Below are 17,059 nucleotides of genomic sequence, written 5' to 3'. Positions count from 1 at the left end.
ACTAGCGCAAACATTGAACGCGAGAAGTTGCCATTCGCGGTAAATAAGAGCAACATAACCGCGTTTTTGAGCGCAAATGGCTCAAAAGCAAATTCTCAGGGCGGGGTGAAACTCCCCACCGGCGGTAAATGGGTAACGACTAAGTGATTATTTTGCTGAGCGACACCCAAAGCCCGCGAGCGCCCGAAATCACTTTCGGGGTCAGCAGATCTGGTGCCTTAGATTTTGCCTAGTGCAAAACTGACTATTCCAGAGCCGACGGTAATGGACTGTTTGCTTCAATGGCGACAGTGCTGAGTCCGGATGGAAGAGAATGTAAGACAACACCTTGCGGTATTTAAGTGCAACGCACTTATGTATTGCAGTGTTAGCCTCATGTTTTGCAATAACTTCACCCCAAGTGAAGTGATATTGCTACAGCAAAATCGAGCCTTTTGGTTTGATTACGTTGTATTTCTGCACGCCCTGATTCTGGATATTCCAATGTCGTTTATTTAAGGATATTAACCATGAATCAGTCTTTACTTGCTCCTTTTGGTACTGCTATCGAACGCGTTGAAGCGGGTCTTAATGCCCTGCGTCAAGGCCAAGGTGTGTTAGTTGTCGATGACGAAGATAGAGAAAACGAAGGCGATTTAATTTTCGCTGCCGAGACGCTGACTAACGCTCAAATGGCCATGCTCATCCGTGAATGTAGCGGTATTGTTTGCCTGTGTTTACCCGATGCAAAAGTCAAAGCCCTCGAGTTGCCCCCTATGGTGGAAAACAACTCGAGCCAATACGGCACTGCGTTTACTGTGAGTATTGAAGCTAAAGTCGGTGTGACTACAGGGGTTTCTGCCGCTGACCGCGTGACCACCATTAAAGCGGCGATTGCCGATGGCGCTAAGCCAAGTGATCTCGCTCGTCCTGGCCATGTGTATCCACTTCGCGCCCAACCGGGTGGGGTATTGACCCGCCGTGGTCACACTGAAGGCACTATTGATTTAATGCAACTCGCGGGTTTAAAAGCCGCTGGCGTATTGTGTGAAGTCACTAACACCGATGGCACTATGGCGCGTTTGCCCGAAATTATTGCCTTCGGTGCTCAGCACAATATACCCGTATTAACGATTGAAGATATTGTCGTTTATCGCAAATCATTGCTGGCCAATGTCGGCTAGATAACACGCCAATCGCCTGAATCTAGGGCATTGATTTAAATAGAAGGACGTTTAGCTGCCGCAAACGTCCTTTTTATTTAAGTAGATTTACCGTTAACAATCGCGTTCCACCTAATGCACTAAAAAACCAATGAAAGGTAAAGTTAAACAAGTCATTCTTTCGAATGATGAAATACTGCTTCACATCACAGACAAGGCAAATGCTTGTTTGATAGGTGCTAAATAGGTTAATAAAAATAGTCTCTTAGCATGATATATAACAATTTGCTTAATTTCGTGACCTAGATTAGATATCCATAAACTAAAGGTCGCGGAGACTGGCCGCCTATGTTAAATATCCTCACCCTGTGCCTAGTCCTATTTGTTGTAACTCGGATTCAACGTTATTACGTTGAATTTTCTGCCTAGGTGAACGAGTGGAGTGATCTTTAATGCCGTCAGCGCTACACCATCTCAGTTTGAAGCAAAAGCTCATTCTGTTTTCGTTAGTCCCATTATTAATGATGAGCTTTTTCATTCTGACGCGCATGCATGACTTGATAAAGGAATCACACTCGGCCAAGCACAATCATCTTGCGGTACAAACGACGGTACAAATCACTGAGCTACTCTATCAGTTGCAAAACGAATATGGTCTAAGTACAAATCAGCGACCAACCGATGAAGTGCTATTACAGCAACAAGCGACTAGATCAAAAGCACTCGATGCATTACTGAACAGTGAGCCTTTAGAGCATCTTCTGGAGGCGCTCGACCCTAAAAGTATTGAAGCAAACAAAATGAACGCATTGTTGGATGCACTCAAACTCACAGGCAACAAACTCGCTAACGTTCACCAAAACCACACCGACGAAACACTGAGTCAGTTTACGGAACTCTATAATCAATTCCACACTCAGCTTTTGCAGCTCATCCAGTTATTACAGTTACAAACCAACGAAATCAGTCAGTCCCGTGCCTATACCGATCTATTGAACCTACTTATGGTGCAGGAGTTGGCCGTAAAAGAACGAAGTGCCATCAATCAATTACTGCTCAGCAAATCACTCAATATTAATGATTACCGCACCATAATCTCCTTTATGTATGAATATGAGCGAGCCGTGATACACGCGAGTAATGCATCAATTTCCGATAGAAGGTCCTTACTGCAAAACCTACAAGATTCGCCAGAAAATCAACGCATTCTGCAAATCAGCAAGCAAATTGAACAACAAACTCGCATTAGCGCTCTGGCACAAAATATTAATGCCTACTTAGGTTACGGTGGCTTAATGGGCAGTTTTCAGGACTATTTGCTTAAGGGCGATGAGATTTCACTGCAAAAATTTAATGCAGCACTTGCGACGATTCATCTTAATTTGGATGAACTCAGTCACGAGACTCGTTCTCTGCCCGAATTTAAGGCGGCACTGAAAACCATTGAGGACAGCATAAATCAATACCAATTCAGCATGGTCAAGTTGCAGCAACTGCAGCAGCAAGGTTTGCCGATGACAGAGATCAAAGCCATTGCGCAAGTCCCAGCCAGTGAGGACAAATTAAGCCAAGCGATGAGCCAACTTTTAATGCCGCCACATCCAATTGATAGCCAGGAGTGGTGGGATCTCACCACTCAGCGTATCAATCAACTACATTTGCTGGCGCAAAATATCACCAAGAACATGGCGCAGCAGAGCGAATATCAACAAAACCACACCTTAATCTTACTCGGCTTATACTTATTCTCGGCTTTGTTCACCGCGACCATCACACTTTGGCTTGGACAAAAGATCATCCGCAATTTTATGGATAAGATCACTAAGATTGCCAATGACATGCAGCAAATGGCAGCAGATCCACAGCTCAATATTAATATCCAAGTCTCAGGCACAGATGAACTCGCCCGCATGGCCCGTGCCATGAACCGTATGATTAGCGAACGGCAAAAAGCGAACCATGCCCTAAGCCGCGCTGCAGCTGTGTTTGACTATTCTGCCGAAGGCATAGTGGTGACAGATGCCGACAACCATATTGAACTGGTCAACCCCGCGTTTTGCCACATTACGGGCTATTCATTGGAAGAAGTAAAAGGCCGCAGTCCCTCCCTACTCAGCTCTAGCCGTCATCCTAAGCACTTTTACACCGCCATGTGGGAATCACTACAAAAAGAAGGGAAATGGGAGGGTGAAGTTTGGAATAAACGCAAAGATGGCCAAGTATATCCCGAGTATCTAGCGATCACTGTGGTGCGAAATGAGCAAGGTAAAATAATCCAACATATTGGTTTATTTATGGATATCAGTAAGCGTAAGCAATATGAGCAGGATCTTTGGTATCAGGCCAACTTCGATGGGTTAACTGGGCTGCCTAATCGTAAGCTGTTCAATGAACGACTACAGCACGAAATCCATGTGGCGCAGCATGACTCTCGCAAGCTGGCTATCTTGCTGATTGATTTAGATCAATTCAAATATATCAATGATGTACAAGGACATGCCACTGGCGACTTATTACTTAAAGATGTCGCAAAGCGCTTAGAAGGCATTGCGGGGAAAACCGATTTTATCGCACGTATCGGTGGCGACGAGTTTGTACTTATCTTGCCACGACTGACTAACGAACTCGCCATCGAACACATGGCAACCCGAATCATTGAAACCTTAGGTATGCCGTTTAACTTAAATGACCGCGAGATCCAGATTTCGGCCAGCTTTGGTATTGGCGTCTATCCCGAAGATGGGTTAGATACCGGCTCACTCACCCGCAATACCGAAACCGCCATGTATCAAGCCAAAGACGCAGGGCGGAACAATTTTAAATACTTCACCGCGGGTATGAATCAAGCCATGTTCGCCCGGATGGAGTTAGAACAACGTCTACGCCGTGCCGTGGCACAAAATGAATTTGCCCTGCATTATCAACCTATCGTGGATATGCAAACGGGAAGTGTCTGCAGCGTCGAAGCCCTTATCCGCTGGCAAGATCCCGAGCTTGGGTTGATCCCGCCGGATCAATTTATCCCATTAGCCGAAGAAACCGGACTGATAGAGCCTATGGGCGAATGGGTGCTCAACCAAGCCATGCATGATCTGAGGCAATGGCAGAAAAGTGGCTTAAATATTAATGTCGCGATTAATGTTTCCAGCCGCCAATGTATCAATACACGCGGCATGGGGTTCGACCAAGTGTTGCAAGAGTGCTTCAACCGCCACCACGTCAACCCACGAAATGTGCATATTGAGATCACTGAAAGCATGCTGATGGGCGATGCCAGCCATTGCTTGAGCACGCTCGAGTCTATTCGTCATTTAGGCTCGCAAATCTATATCGATGACTTTGGCACGGGTTATTCTTCCCTGAGTTATCTAAAAAAATTCCCGATTTCAGTGATTAAAATCGACCGCAGCTTTGTGGAAAATGCCCTCGAAAATAACTCGAACGCCAACTTAGTCAAAGCGATTGTCATGATGGGGCAAAGCCTAGAAATGGAGTTAGTTGCTGAAGGCATAGAAACCGAAGCACAGTGGCACTTCCTACGAGATTTAGGTTGTCACTTCGCTCAAGGGTATTTGATCTCCAAACCGCTCCCCTTCAACGAGATCACTCCCTTGCTACGCATCAAGCACACAGCGCTGTTGAATGATGGCTATCAAGATAAATGCGTGAATATCTAAGCTTATAAAAAATAAAACAATAAAGAGCAAAAAAGCAGCCTAGGCTGCTTTTTTGTGGCAAATAAAACGGACTTAAGCCTGTGGTTGGCCTTGGCCGTTCATTATGCTTTCGCCACCCTTAGAGGCTAGCTTAGCTAAATCTTTATCGATAAAGAACAGTGCCTTACCATCTTCGCCCACTAAACGTATCTTATCGACAATCGACTTAAACAGCTTTTCTTCTTCGTGCTGCTCAGCGACATACCATTGTAAGAAGTTAAAGGTTGAGTAATCTTGATTCGAAAATGCGGCATGGGCCAAGGCATTGATCTGACGGGTAATCAGCTGCTCATGCTCATAGGTTAATTCAAACAACGCCAGTAAAGAATCGAACTGTGACTGCGGCGCCGCAATCGCACCTAACAAAGGTAAGCCACCGGTTTCACTCACATACGTGAACAGACGACGCATATGGCCCATTTCTTCATCCGCGTGCTCACGCATAAACTTAGCTGCGCCTTCAAATCCCTGATCTTCACACCACGCACTCATTTGCAGGTATAAATTTGAGGAGAAGAACTCCATATTAATTTGTTCATTCAACTTTTCGATCATAGTTGCAGACAGCATAGTAAATCCTCTTTTGCATTCGAACTGAATCATGGGGGACATTGTCATCAAGGGGGTCGACAAAAGCAACAAAATTTACCTTTGGATTTCTTGCTAAGTTAATGATTCATTGATAAAAATGATTTTCATTTGTTCATCGACTCGCGTTCAACCCTCGAATTAGCGCAGTAAATTGTGTGACTTCTAGCGAGGTTATCGCCCAAAGTGGCAGAAAAAACTGACTGGCCTATCACAGAAACTCACATGCAAATCATAGCCATCCCAGATCACCGTGGCATAATAGCCAGTCATAATCAGGTGGAAATTCATTCAGCGTCATTACGACCCATTGCATATAAGGCAGACCCTAATGTCCGTAACAGCCGATCCTTGTTCGCAACCTAGCTTAATGCATCCAGATCAAGCTATTCCCCTTTTGCTCGAGCAAGTTAGCCCAGTGTCAGACACCGAAGTCGTATTGCTTCCCCATGCCCTTGGCCGCGTCCTAGCAGAAGATTTAGCTTCCTGCATCGATCTGCCGCCCTTTAACAACTCCTCTATGGACGGCTATGCCTTCCGTTTTGTCGACTTAAATACGCAAACCAATCAGACCGCATTGCGCCTTATCGGCAGTTCCTTCGCTGGCCATGGTTTTAAAGGTGAAGCCAAACCTAATACCTGCGTGCGGATCATGACAGGCGCGCCTGTGCCTACAGGTTATGACACAGTGCAAATGCAGGAAGAAGCCGAGGTTGAAGGAGAGATTATTCATATCCGCCACCCTAGGGCGCAAGGCGCCAATGTGCGTTGCCGCGGTGAAGAACTCACCCAAGGCACTAAAGTGCTCAGTGCTGGCATTCAAATTGGTGCCGCCGAACTCGGGGTGTTAGCCACGATTGGCGTTAGCCAAGTGCGAGTTTATCGTCAGCTTAAAGTGGCATTTTTCTCCACTGGCGATGAACTGCGTCCCGTTGGCAGCGAATTAGCCCTAGGACAAATTTACGATTCAAACCGTTACTCGATCCAAGGCTTACTCAGCCGCGCTAATGTGGAATGGCTCGATTTAGGCGTGATTGCCGATGATCCTGAAGCCATACGCCAGGCATTTCGCCATGCTGCCAGCCAAGCCGACATGGTATTAACCTCGGGTGGCGTGTCGGTCGGTGAAGCGGATTTCACTAAACAAATTCTTGATGAGGAAGGCAAAATTACCTTCTGGAAACTCGCCATCAAACCAGGCAAGCCCTTTGCCATGGGCCGTATCGGCAAAGCGATATTCTGTGGTTTACCGGGGAATCCCGTGTCTTCTATGGTAACGTTTTACAAACTCGTTTGGCCAATACTGAACAAGATGCAGGGGTTAACCCCAGTTGCACCTTTGATGTTAGACGCTACGCTCACCACGCCTGTGCGTAAACAACCGGGCCGCGTCGAATATCAACGGGGCATTTTAAGCCGTAATGCACAAGGTAAACTTGAAGTTGCCATTACTGGTAGCCAAGGTTCTGGCATGTTGACTTCGATGAGCTTAGCAAACTGTTTCGTTTTATTGGAGCAATTCCAAGGTGATACTCCCGCTGGCACCCAAGTGACTGTCGAGCCATTTAACAGCGTGCTTTGCTAGGAAAATCCCAATGAATGTGCCAAAAGATATTCTCAGCGACAGCGAACTCTTAAGATACAGCCGCCAAATATCCATCAAGGCTATGGATATCGACGGTCAAGAACGCTTAAAACAAGCCAAAGTGCTGATGATAGGCGCTGGCGGTTTGGGCTGTGCCGCCAGCCAGTACCTCACGGTTGCGGGTATTGGTGAGCTGACACTGGTCGATTTTGATACAGTTGAATTATCCAACTTGCAGCGCCAAGTGCTGCATCAAGATGCCAATGTCGGCCAGCCTAAAGTCGAATCGGCTAAACAGAGCCTCATGCAGCTCAATTCCTTTATTAAGATCAACATTATCAATGCAGTATTAGATGATCATGAGATTGACGCCCTAGTCGCCGATCACGGCCTAGTGCTCGACTGTACCGATAATGTCAGTGTGCGCGAGCAACTTAATCTCAGCTGTTTTAAGCATAAAGTGCCCTTAGTGTCTGCCGCGGCAATTCGGATGGAAGGCATGGTCACTGTGTTCGATTATCACAGCGAAACGCCTTGTTATCATTGCTTTAGCGCCCTATTTGGCGAGCAACAACTGAGCTGCGTTGAATCGGGTATCCTAGCCCCTGTGGTCGGTATGATAGGTTGTTTGCAGGCGGTTGAAGCTATCAAAGTGATTACTGGCATGGGTAAAACCTTAGCGGGACGCATTTTGATGATCGATGCGATGACGATGGAGTTTCGCGAGATGAAGTTACCGAAACAAGCCCGCTGCAATGTTTGTGGCACTGAAAAGGCTTAGGTTGTTCTCGATTGAAAAATGGCTTTATTTACAATAGCTTAATTGCCACCGCTTAATTTGCCGTCATATAGCTCAACACTGATGACGCTTAATGGCCCGTTAAAATAAGGAAATCATAAGGAAAACATATGGATTCGGAAAACAGTGTATTTGACCGCATGACCACAGACGACCCCATAGTTGGCGCAGGTATTTATAACCTCGTTATCGGCCTCACGCTGATTTGGGGTTTTGCCGTTAACTATTGGATGGTCACCAATATCGACCCAGAGGCGATTGCCAGTGTTAATCCTTGGATTTTCTTTATCGGCTATTTCGCCTCCTGTTTCTTTGGGATTTATCTGTTCCAAAAATCGACTAATCCCGTTGTCAGTTTTATTGGCTACAACTTTGTAGTCGTGCCCTTCGGCTTAATTATCAATATGGTGGTCAGTCAATACGATCCCGAATTGGTGACTGAGGCCATTCGTATCACAGGGTTAGTGACCATAGCCATGATGTGCTTAGGCACACTCTTCCCCGCCTTTTTCCAAAAAATTTCCGGCGCACTCACGATTGCTTTATTGCTCGTTATCGTCGTCGAACTGATTGAAGTGTTTATCTTTAATACTCACCACGGCATTTTAGATTGGATAGTCGTGCTGATTTTCTGCGGTTATATTGGTTATGACTGGGGAAGAGCGAATCAAATCCCTAAAACCATAGATAATGCTATCGATAGCGCCGCCGCTTTGTATATGGATATCATCAACTTGTTCCTACGGATCCTGCGGATTTTAGGGCGAAAATAACTCACCAAGGAGTGTCTATGAAAATCAAATTCCTACTTGTTACTGCTCCACTTCTGGCGAGTGTGGTATTAGTCGGATGCAGTGATACTGAACAAGTAAAAATAGCCAATCCCGCCTCTGAGTATTGTGTCTCCATTGGTGGCAAATTAACAATTGAGAAAACCGCTGAAGGTGAACATGGGATCTGCACCTTACCCAGCGGTGAAGCAATTGAAGAGTGGGCGTTATTCCGTCGCGATCATAAGGAAGAAAAGCCGCAGTAACAGTGGCTATTTTTACCTTTAATAAAAACAGGCGCCATTAGCGCCTGTTTTGTTAATAGTACTTAATTGGGTCATACCCAACAGTCTTAACGGGCTAAGTGTTCACCGCGCCAGATTTTGCGCTTAACTGCTGACTGGAAGCTCCACGCTAAAACCCGCGTAATTTTATTGCCCTGCTGCATCTCAATCGTTTTCACAGTATCGACTTTCAACTGCGCTAAGGCTTGATAACAAGGTTTCAGGTTTTCCTTCTTCGACACTAGACTGCTAAACCATAAGCATTGATCTGCAAACATTTGGCTCTCACGGATCATAGTCGCTAGAAACTGTCGTTCACCGCCTTGGCACCAAAGCTCAGCCGCTTGACCGCCGAAATTCAGCTTAGGGGAAGACTTGACCAAGCCACCCCGATTGAGCTGCAGATTATTCACCTTACGCTTTGTACCTTCGCTCGCCTCAGCCATAGAGGCATGAAATGGCGGATTGCACAGGGTTAACGCAAAACATTCTCCGGCTTGAATGATTCCCTTGAAGACCGCCTTGTCATTTGGCTGTAATCGTAAACCTATCTGCCCTTGCAGCACTGGGTTTTGCTCAATAATACTCTGCACATTACTGAGTGAATGGGCATTAATATCCGAGGCGACAAATTGCCAACCGTATACTTGGCAACCCAATATGGGATAAATACCGTTCGCGCCAGTGCCAATATCTAATACCCTAGTTTTATCCAAAGCAAATACATCATCGCCTTCGGCTAGAAGGTCTGCTAAATAATGTAAATAATCGACTCGACCGGGAATAGGAGGACATAACGCTCCATCAGGAATATCCCAAGATTCAATCCCATAATGGTGTTTCAGTAGCGCCGCATTAAGCATCTTAACCGCTAACGGATCGGAAAAATCGACCGATAAAGCCCCATAAGGCGTGGGTCGAACAAAGGCTTTTAGCTTAGGGAATGAACTCATCAGCGCCGGAAAATCATAGCCGTTCAAGTGTACATTTCGAGGATGCAAAGCTTTTTTGATCTCAGCACTGCGCCTGTTTTTGACCGACTTGGCTTTGCCTTTCACCTCAGTTCTAGCCTGCTTTGGTGCTTTAGTTTTTGCATGACCAATGTTGGCTGTACTCGTTAGGCGTTTCGCAGTCACTAATTGGACGGGTTTAACGGCAGGTTTTGACATAATAGCTCTTGTAACGCAATGGGCCGACCTGAGTCAGCCCATGGAATGGGGCAGTAAATTAATCGTACAGATAAGAGGTGAACAATAAGTTTACGATCAAGGGTTTACCAGCTTCTTTGGTGATCAAATTGTTGACCATTTCAAAGCACTCACGACGAATCTCTTCACGACCCGTGAGTGACTTAATCTTCTCTTCCGATTGATTGCCTAACACTTCAACAATTGCGGCTCGTAATAATGGATTATGGAGCTCAATTGTCACTAGATCATCTGGACTCTTTACCATTAACTCAACGCTAATCTTCACAAAACCCAATTTCTTGCGATTAGAAATGTAGTTAGTGACAATTTCGGGTTCGAAACCATAGTAGGCATACTCACCCGTAGGTGGGGTTGCTGCTGCAGGTGCAGCTTCTTTTTCATCGGCCGCATAAACACTGAAAACACTTGTAAACAGGATAAGACAGACTGAGAGTAATTTTTTCATAGCGACTTACGGCTCCCTAAAACAATAATGATAATGGAAGAAACTTCCCAATCTATATAGCCAAACAACCTGAAGATGCAGTATCCGTATCTGGAAGTAGCTTGGGTATATATGCTCGCGTCGCGACATGCTAGACTGCCGACGTTTGTTTATATTGTAACGAGTATTTAATGAATGTGACTAGCTTAAGCTTTCCCTATGGTGAATCTATTCAGTGGTTTTCAGCCGATCTAGCCGACAAACTCCCCAAATCGCCCTTGAAAGAATGGTTGCTTGCCACTGGCAGCCTAACGCAAAAACTCAAAACTTGCTGCGCTCAATTTGAAGTAAAGATACTAGGCGAAGGACTGCATGCTCCCTTAGAGGGCGAATATCCCCAGCAAGGTGCTGTATGGATCCGTGAAGTCTTGCTTTGCCTCGACTCGATACCTTGGGTATTTGCCAGAACCTTAATCCCTGAAAAATTAATGGCCGAGCGCAAAATGGATTTCCTTAGTTTGGGTACTCGCCCCTTAGGTGAATTACTGTTTAGCCAAGATAACTTCATCCCCGGTAGAATCGAAGTGGCCAGTTTCGAAACCTGTAGTCGCCTTGCCCACTTAGCTGAAAGTTTAGATCAAAGTGTCGAACATGCACTCTGGGGACGCCGCCGCTATTTCCATCACGGTGAGCATGAAATGATCGTCAGCGAAATCTTTCTTCCAGCGGCCGAGCAAGCTATCCGTCAGTTGTAAACTTTAGACTTCATCCAAAGCTTAGTCAGATTTTAGCCTCAAGACAGATAAAAAATGCCTCTAGATCAGAGGCATTTTTGTTCGGGTTTCAAACAATCAACTTAGTGGACATTTAACTTAGTGCACATTTAACTGGCGGCGCCAAGTCAATAAGCCAAGGAAAGCAAGGCTTAACCAACCTAAGCTGCCGCCACCTGAACTCTCACTGGCCGGCGGAGTTACTGGAGGCGTAACAGGTGCAACAACCGTTACCGTCGAACTGCTAATCGCCTTAGTATTTTGCGCATCTGTCACTGTAAGCTTCACAGTATAAGTGCCAGCCTTCGCATAGGTATGGGTTGGCGCCGTGACAGTGCTTGTCGTGCCATCACCAAAATCCCAAGCGTAGGTTAATACTCCCATACCACCATCAACGTTACTGGTGAAGTTCACCGCTAATTGACTAACTGTCTTACCAAAACTGACAGTTAACGGCGCTATAGCATCAGAGTTCGCATTAGCAAGACGAATAACCGCAGTACTATTGTTGCTGGCTTGAGATAGTACCTGCATTGTCAACCCTAGCTGCTGCAACACCATACCTGACTGTGGCTGTAGTGGCGCGCTGTAATCAAAACTGTCATCGAACAGGCTGACAGCATCGCGATGATTGTCCTCCAAATAGAAGGTTTGATTTACTGTACTAAAGGCCGCATCACGAATTTGTACGTCGGTAGAGCGAGTGCCAATCATATTTTGGTCAGCATCAATCACGCCAATCAAGCCATGGCCAGCGTGGTCTGAAACGTTATTGTCACTGTAGCTAAAATTTTCTAACCAGAGTAAAACTCCGGGATCAAAGCTTTTTGCTTTCAAACCCGCATCGACACCATTATGGCTACGCAGCTGGATAATATAACGAGACTGAGATTTGGGATCCGGACGAGAATCCTTAATCCGGCTATAGCCGTAAAACGTCATTTTATCCGCGACTTCAGCGTTATCACTATATAACTCAGTGGTATTTTGTTTAATGCTGATGTTATCAATAGCGATCCCTGACTCAGAGGTATAATCATCAGTGACATAGTTGATTTCGACAGCAACAGATTTTCCAGAATATGCTGATAAATCATATTCTAATGTTACCCAAGCATCACGACCTTCCGCCAGAGCAAGCGCAGACGATTCACCAGTGATGATATGACGAGCACTATTCATTGCATTGTTCGACTTAGTGTAATTACCCGCAATGGCCACACCATCCACTTTCACCTGCATGTAGTCATAGTTAGGCTCAATACTCCAACTAGCCTTCATACTCAGAATCAGTTTATCTGTTGTTACGGCAGGTAAATTAACATTAAAATTCATGCTGTTATTCAGCATATTTCCTTGGCCAGAATAGTACTGATAACTGCCCTGATAAGGTGTTTTAAAAGGAATTAACACAAGAGGGAGCGGAATAGAGATCTGATTAACCGCCTGATGATTAACCGCCTCATTCAACGTCACTTCCATGCCTGATTTGGGAATGCTATCTAAGGTGATTTCACGTTCATTCAACCACTTACCTTTGTATCTTTTCTGTAGATAAGATCGAGCATAAGGACTAAAACCACTCGGCTGAGCGCCAGGAATAGCACCAGCCCAACTACCACCAGACATTAAAGACCATAGCCCCACAGGCGAGCCGTCTTTCTTATCATTTTCAGAGGTATCGTACTCATCAGGCAGACCTAGATCATGGCCAAACTCGTGGGTACACACGCCCGTTGCCGCATCGATAGGCTGGATTGTATAACCGAATACTTTTTTGTTCGTACCAGGAAGCGCATAACCATTGGTTGCTTGGTCGACATAATATCGATGCGACCATATCGCACTCGATCCTAGTTTTCCGCCGCCGACCTCTTCGCCTACGCTAGAGTGGAAAATCATCACATGGTCGATAATGCCATCGGGCTCATCGTAATTACCGTTATTGTTCAAATCATTTTGGTCTTCAACATCATAACTCGCCAACTCAGCTGCAGACATATTTGCAACAGCTTGAGATACGGCTTCTTTTACCAATTGTTCGACCTGTGAATCACTACGGGTATCTGGATCATTAACACCATAGTATTCAGCATTTTGCGAGGCGGTATACCAGCCCTTCACATCCCCAGTAAAGGAGAAGGTCTGCCCAGAAACCGCTTGATAATATTGATACCCCGAATCTAACGTCTGCCCCTGTGGACCTTTGAAGCCCGTAGGCGAAAAGAGTAATTGCTTGTAGTGGGACGCAGGATAACTCGGGTAATACATGTCTGTATCCCCCGCTTTTAAGCCATTGTCATCATGTTTTAGATCAGCAAAATCCACTAATACTGTGAGCACTTTAACGGTTTTCTTTACATCCGCATCGGCCTGTAAACGCTGTGCAGGTGAGCGCATCATTTGCGATGACTTAGCTCTTTGTAGACGCGCATGTTCAGCTTCAACTTCGATGCGCGGCGCTTTGGGTTGTGCCAAAGTGGCGCGATGAATATAAGCTTCTATCGCCTCCTGCTTTACGCTATCACTGGCATCGGCGGCCACTTCGCCACGCTTAATCAACCAATATAAAATTCGATCTTTATTAATCACACCCGCATCTGCAGGCGTATGATTCGGAGCGGCAATACTCGCGCCGCTAATCAATGCCAACATCAGTCCAAACGCTGTTACGCCTTTTGTACTTCGCATTTTTAACATCCTTCTGTAACAGCTAACGCCGTTTACGCCATTCTATTTATTGAGACTAGTGTCTCTTTGTATTAAGACAAATTGCCTTTAATTAGTAACCTACTCGGGGTTTATCCGTCTTCAAGTGATAGAGACAGAGTTTTCGACATTAGCAGCACTGCACCTCAGTAACAACTTGATACACCTGTTCGCAGGTAAGATTTGCACTTTTGTCAGCAAATATTCAGCAAACCTCTGTGCTGACTCAATTCCAAGCCAAATCTCAGCCATAAAAAAAACCGCATTAACAACGTTAATACGGTTTCGTTTTGATCAAACTAGATAAAGTTAGCCAGCGGTTTTCAGATAGTTTGAAATACCGTCGAGGAACATTTGCACTGAGATCATGACCAGCACCATACCCATCAAACGCTCGACTGCTGTGAGCCCCTTTTCCCCCAGCACACGGGTGAAAAGTTTATAAAACATTAAGATCACCGCACTCGCCCCCCAAGCTGACACTAACGCTATGGTCCAATCGCCCATACGTGAGCTATCGGTATGCGCCAGTAAAATCAAGGCTGCAAGAATCGATGGGCCAGCCATCAAGGGAATAGCCATAGGCACGATAAAAGGCTCTTCTCCCGCGGCTAATCCAACGACACCACCGGGTTGGGGGAAAATCATCTTAATCGCGATCAAAAACAGAATAATACTGCCTGCAATACTCACAGATTCGGAACGAAGATTTAAGAAACTTAAAATGGCTTCACCCGCATAAAGGAAAGACAACATGATCACTAAGGCGAAAAGTAATTCGCGGATCAGTACCTTACGACGTTTCTTGGGATCGATATGCCGTAGAATCGACGCGAAAATCGGCAAATTCCCCAAAGGGTCCATGATCAGAAACAACATTACCGCAGCAGAAAATATATCCATTTAACGTATCAACACCCAAGCCAACATAAGCCGATATTATATACCCAAACAATCTGAAGATGCAGGATTCAGCGGGAATGTAACGCACTTTAGGCAAGGCGGTTATTTGCGGACCTAGTGGGCTAAGTTAAAAATAACCAACACGGCATAAAGTACGTTACAACCCGCCGGAACGGAGCGCCTAGGGAGCTCCACTTCCGTGTTGCAACAATTCAAAAGGTGGCCGACATTCTGTCATTGATGCGCCTTGAATTGAAGCACCCTAGGCGCTCTGAAACTCATATCTTCAGGTAGCTTGGGTATAGTACCTTTTCTCGAGTTAGATCTGAAAATTTCTCCGCAGAATGGCCAAAGTGAATAAAATTCTCCCCTTCAAAACACAGTATAAAATGTCAGTTGAGTAAATTGCCTGCAAGTCACTGCTCACTTTGCTTTACAGCTGGTATACTATGGCGTTTTTTCAGCAAATTTTCCGTGGAATCCATGCTCTATCTTCTTGCTAGCTGTATCGCACTCTTAATTGGCCCTCTGTTTTATCGCTACTTCTCATCGAGTAGTGGCTTACAAAAGGGGCTCGATGGTTTTATATTCGTCTCATTAGGCGGATTAGTGCTGATCCACATCTTGCCAGAATTACTCGAGCATGGTGGCATGCTTGCGATCGTCTTTGTACTCCTCGGCATCTGGGGGCCTACCGCCAGCGAACGCCTATTTCACCGTTATTCAGAAGTCACCCATAATTTTACGCTTTTCTTGGGTATTGGTGGCTTATTACTGCATACCATCACCGATGGCACCGCTATGGTTTTGGCGCAGCAAGACGATAACTCCATTCTGCTAGCTCTTGGTGTCATACTCCACCAATTACCCGTCGGTTTTGCAGTATGGTGGATACTTAAACCCCATCTCGGAACACGTTGGACACTTATGATCTTTGCAGCCCAGATGCTATTTACAGGCATAGGCTATTTCGCCGGTGAGCAACTACTTCCTTATTTAAATATCGATGACACTGTCTACTTACAAGCCTTTATTACAGGCACAATTCTGCATGTGGTACTACATCAACCCCATGGTCAGCATGAAAGTGATACGCAAGGCAAATATGAATACCAAGCTGGCATAGGTAGTTTGCTCGGCATCGGTTTACTCGTGATGCTGCTATTAATGGATTCAGGCGGCCACGAACATGCCCACCATGATCACAGCACAGAGCAATTAATAACTTGGCTATTAAAGCTCGCACCCGTGTTGCTGCTGAGCTATGGTGCGGCTGCGCTGCGCTTTAAATTAGGTTTGACGCCGCAGGATAGCAGTTTAGCCCGTCGCTGGTTCCAACGCTTAGCTGGGCCTGAAGCCTTAGTGATCACAGCTCTACTTCTTGGTCCTTGGTTAGCATTATTCCAATTGCTTGTAGTGTTTATTCTGAGTGCGTATTTAAGCCATGCTAACGTCACCATTACCGATCCACACACTAAATTACCCAGCAATTCACTGCGTTTCGGCTTTGCTCATTTAGTCGATCGCAGCGCACCTTGGATTTTACTTAGCCTAGTATTAGTGAATTTAATTGGCCACCCTTCAATGCCCTTAAGCAATCCATTGCTACAGGTTGTTGTGCTATTACTTGTATTTTTACCTATGCGTTTCTGCAACTTAGGCGCCGCCGTACTCGCTCTTGCACTGGCTTATAGTGGCTGGAGTCCTATTGCGATTATGATGCCGCTGATTGCAGCACCTGTACTCAACATAGCTCAGCTTAAGTTAATGACATGGACGCAAAGGGCAATATTACTGAGTATTATTGCGCTGAGCTTAGCCGCAGCATTACGCTTGCCACTATGGTTCTCCTTATTTACCTTGCCTGAAGTCGTGAACTTAATTGCTCTACTGATCCTCTCAGGGTTGTTTGCCGCCAGCTTACTGCGCTTAGGTCCACGTAAATTTTTACGCCGCTTAATGCTCAGCAAACCTGCAGTTCATGCGCATAGTCACGCCCATAGCCATTCCCACGAGAATACACATACTCATGAATCTAGCGCTTCGCACACAGACGAGCAGAAACCTGTTGTGACACCTAGTGCCGATAAACATGCACATGAACACGCAAAAACAGATAAGCACTCGCACCACTAACGCTGTTCATTTGTGAGCA

Annotated in this window: 13 protein-coding genes and 1 riboswitch; of the genes, 8 read left to right on the top strand and 5 right to left on the bottom strand. The window is 45.6% G+C overall.

Annotation, left to right across the window (positions count from 1 at the left end; all coding sequences use genetic code 11):
* The first annotated feature begins 87 nt into the window (after positions 1-87).
* A riboswitch (FMN riboswitch) is annotated at positions 88-319 on the top strand.
* A gap of 190 nt (positions 320-509) precedes the next feature.
* Entirely contained in the window at positions 510-1,163 is a 654-nt protein-coding gene (ribB, locus tag HQQ92_RS00990) for a 3,4-dihydroxy-2-butanone-4-phosphate synthase (RefSeq protein WP_105250977.1), read from the top strand.
* A 431-nt stretch (positions 1,164-1,594) separates the two neighbouring features.
* Entirely contained in the window at positions 1,595-4,819 is a 3,225-nt protein-coding gene (locus tag HQQ92_RS00985; RefSeq protein WP_173242550.1) for an EAL domain-containing protein, read from the top strand.
* Between the two features lie 72 nt (positions 4,820-4,891).
* Here HQQ92_RS00985 and ftnA read toward each other — a convergent pair whose 3' ends face one another.
* Positions 4,892-5,428 (bottom strand): non-heme ferritin, encoded by a 537-nt coding sequence (ftnA, locus tag HQQ92_RS00980; RefSeq protein ID WP_105250975.1) that lies wholly within the window; start codon positions 5,426-5,428, stop codon positions 4,892-4,894.
* Positions 5,429-5,777: 349 nt separating this feature from the next.
* On the opposite strand from ftnA, the gene glp reads away from it, so the two are divergent.
* From glp to HQQ92_RS00960, 4 genes are all read left to right on the top strand, one after another.
* A complete protein-coding gene (glp, locus tag HQQ92_RS00975) occupies positions 5,778-7,031 on the top strand; it encodes a gephyrin-like molybdotransferase Glp (protein ID WP_173242548.1) in 1,254 nt (417 codons plus the stop codon).
* Positions 7,032-7,041: 10 nt separating this feature from the next.
* Positions 7,042-7,812, top strand: a complete 771-nt coding sequence (gene moeB / locus HQQ92_RS00970) for a molybdopterin-synthase adenylyltransferase MoeB (RefSeq protein WP_173242546.1) — start codon at positions 7,042-7,044, stop codon at positions 7,810-7,812.
* A gap of 128 nt (positions 7,813-7,940) precedes the next feature.
* Positions 7,941-8,603: a Bax inhibitor-1 family protein gene (locus HQQ92_RS00965; RefSeq protein WP_168826929.1), complete on the top strand. Its 663-nt coding sequence runs from the start codon at positions 7,941-7,943 to the stop codon at positions 8,601-8,603.
* Between the two features lie 17 nt (positions 8,604-8,620).
* On the top strand, positions 8,621-8,866 hold the full coding sequence (locus HQQ92_RS00960; RefSeq protein WP_131525670.1) for a DUF333 domain-containing protein: 246 nt from the start codon (positions 8,621-8,623) through the stop codon (positions 8,864-8,866).
* Between the two features lie 86 nt (positions 8,867-8,952).
* Here the strand turns inward: HQQ92_RS00960 and rlmF are convergent, their stop codons facing one another.
* On the bottom strand, positions 8,953-10,053 hold the full coding sequence (gene rlmF, locus HQQ92_RS00955; protein ID WP_173242544.1) for a 23S rRNA (adenine(1618)-N(6))-methyltransferase RlmF: 1,101 nt from the start codon (positions 10,051-10,053) through the stop codon (positions 8,953-8,955).
* 58 nt (positions 10,054-10,111) lie between these two features.
* Positions 10,112-10,540 carry a flagellar basal body-associated protein FliL gene (locus HQQ92_RS00950; RefSeq protein WP_105250969.1) on the bottom strand — a complete coding sequence of 143 codons (429 nt, stop codon included), beginning with the start codon at positions 10,538-10,540 and terminating at the stop codon, positions 10,112-10,114.
* Positions 10,541-10,710: 170 nt separating this feature from the next.
* On the opposite strand from HQQ92_RS00950, the gene HQQ92_RS00945 reads away from it, so the two are divergent.
* Positions 10,711-11,274: a chorismate lyase gene (locus tag HQQ92_RS00945; RefSeq protein ID WP_131525672.1), complete on the top strand. Its 564-nt coding sequence runs from the start codon at positions 10,711-10,713 to the stop codon at positions 11,272-11,274.
* Between the two features lie 117 nt (positions 11,275-11,391).
* Here HQQ92_RS00945 and HQQ92_RS00940 read toward each other — a convergent pair whose 3' ends face one another.
* Together HQQ92_RS00940 and HQQ92_RS00935 are read right to left on the bottom strand one after the other, a co-directional pair.
* Positions 11,392-13,983: an immune inhibitor A domain-containing protein gene (locus tag HQQ92_RS00940; protein ID WP_173242542.1), complete on the bottom strand. Its 2,592-nt coding sequence runs from the start codon at positions 13,981-13,983 to the stop codon at positions 11,392-11,394.
* Between the two features lie 327 nt (positions 13,984-14,310).
* Entirely contained in the window at positions 14,311-14,904 is a 594-nt protein-coding gene (locus HQQ92_RS00935) for a YhgN family NAAT transporter (protein ID WP_173242540.1), read from the bottom strand.
* Positions 14,905-15,387: 483 nt separating this feature from the next.
* Between HQQ92_RS00935 and HQQ92_RS00930 the strand changes: the two genes are divergently transcribed.
* Positions 15,388-17,040, top strand: a complete 1,653-nt coding sequence (locus tag HQQ92_RS00930) for a metal transporter (RefSeq protein ID WP_173248532.1) — start codon at positions 15,388-15,390, stop codon at positions 17,038-17,040.
* Positions 17,041-17,059: the final 19 nt, after the last annotated feature.

It is taken from the genome of Shewanella sp. DC2-4 (assembly GCF_013248875.1).
Taxonomy (GTDB): domain Bacteria; phylum Pseudomonadota; class Gammaproteobacteria; order Enterobacterales; family Shewanellaceae; genus Shewanella; species Shewanella oncorhynchi.
The sequence above is the reverse complement of the archived record's forward strand: the minus strand, read 5'-3'. Positions and strand labels throughout refer to the sequence as shown.

What these genes read in the sequence shown, in the direction of transcription:
- ribB (WP_105250977.1), top strand. Translation starts at nt 510, where the DNA reads ATGAATCAGTCTTTACTTGCTCCTTTTGGTACTGCTATCGAACGCGTT.
- HQQ92_RS00985 (WP_173242550.1), top strand. Translation starts at nt 1,595, where the DNA reads ATGCCGTCAGCGCTACACCATCTCAGTTTGAAGCAAAAGCTCATTCTG.
- ftnA (WP_105250975.1), bottom strand. Translation starts at nt 5,428, where the DNA reads ATGCTGTCTGCAACTATGATCGAAAAGTTGAATGAACAAATTAATATG.
- glp (WP_173242548.1), top strand. Translation starts at nt 5,778, where the DNA reads ATGTCCGTAACAGCCGATCCTTGTTCGCAACCTAGCTTAATGCATCCA.
- moeB (WP_173242546.1), top strand. Translation starts at nt 7,042, where the DNA reads ATGAATGTGCCAAAAGATATTCTCAGCGACAGCGAACTCTTAAGATAC.
- HQQ92_RS00965 (WP_168826929.1), top strand. Translation starts at nt 7,941, where the DNA reads ATGGATTCGGAAAACAGTGTATTTGACCGCATGACCACAGACGACCCC.
- HQQ92_RS00960 (WP_131525670.1), top strand. Translation starts at nt 8,621, where the DNA reads ATGAAAATCAAATTCCTACTTGTTACTGCTCCACTTCTGGCGAGTGTG.
- rlmF (WP_173242544.1), bottom strand. Translation starts at nt 10,053, where the DNA reads ATGTCAAAACCTGCCGTTAAACCCGTCCAATTAGTGACTGCGAAACGC.
- HQQ92_RS00950 (WP_105250969.1), bottom strand. Translation starts at nt 10,540, where the DNA reads ATGAAAAAATTACTCTCAGTCTGTCTTATCCTGTTTACAAGTGTTTTC.
- HQQ92_RS00945 (WP_131525672.1), top strand. Translation starts at nt 10,711, where the DNA reads ATGAATGTGACTAGCTTAAGCTTTCCCTATGGTGAATCTATTCAGTGG.
- HQQ92_RS00940 (WP_173242542.1), bottom strand. Translation starts at nt 13,983, where the DNA reads ATGCGAAGTACAAAAGGCGTAACAGCGTTTGGACTGATGTTGGCATTG.
- HQQ92_RS00935 (WP_173242540.1), bottom strand. Translation starts at nt 14,904, where the DNA reads ATGGATATATTTTCTGCTGCGGTAATGTTGTTTCTGATCATGGACCCT.
- HQQ92_RS00930 (WP_173248532.1), top strand. Translation starts at nt 15,388, where the DNA reads ATGCTCTATCTTCTTGCTAGCTGTATCGCACTCTTAATTGGCCCTCTG.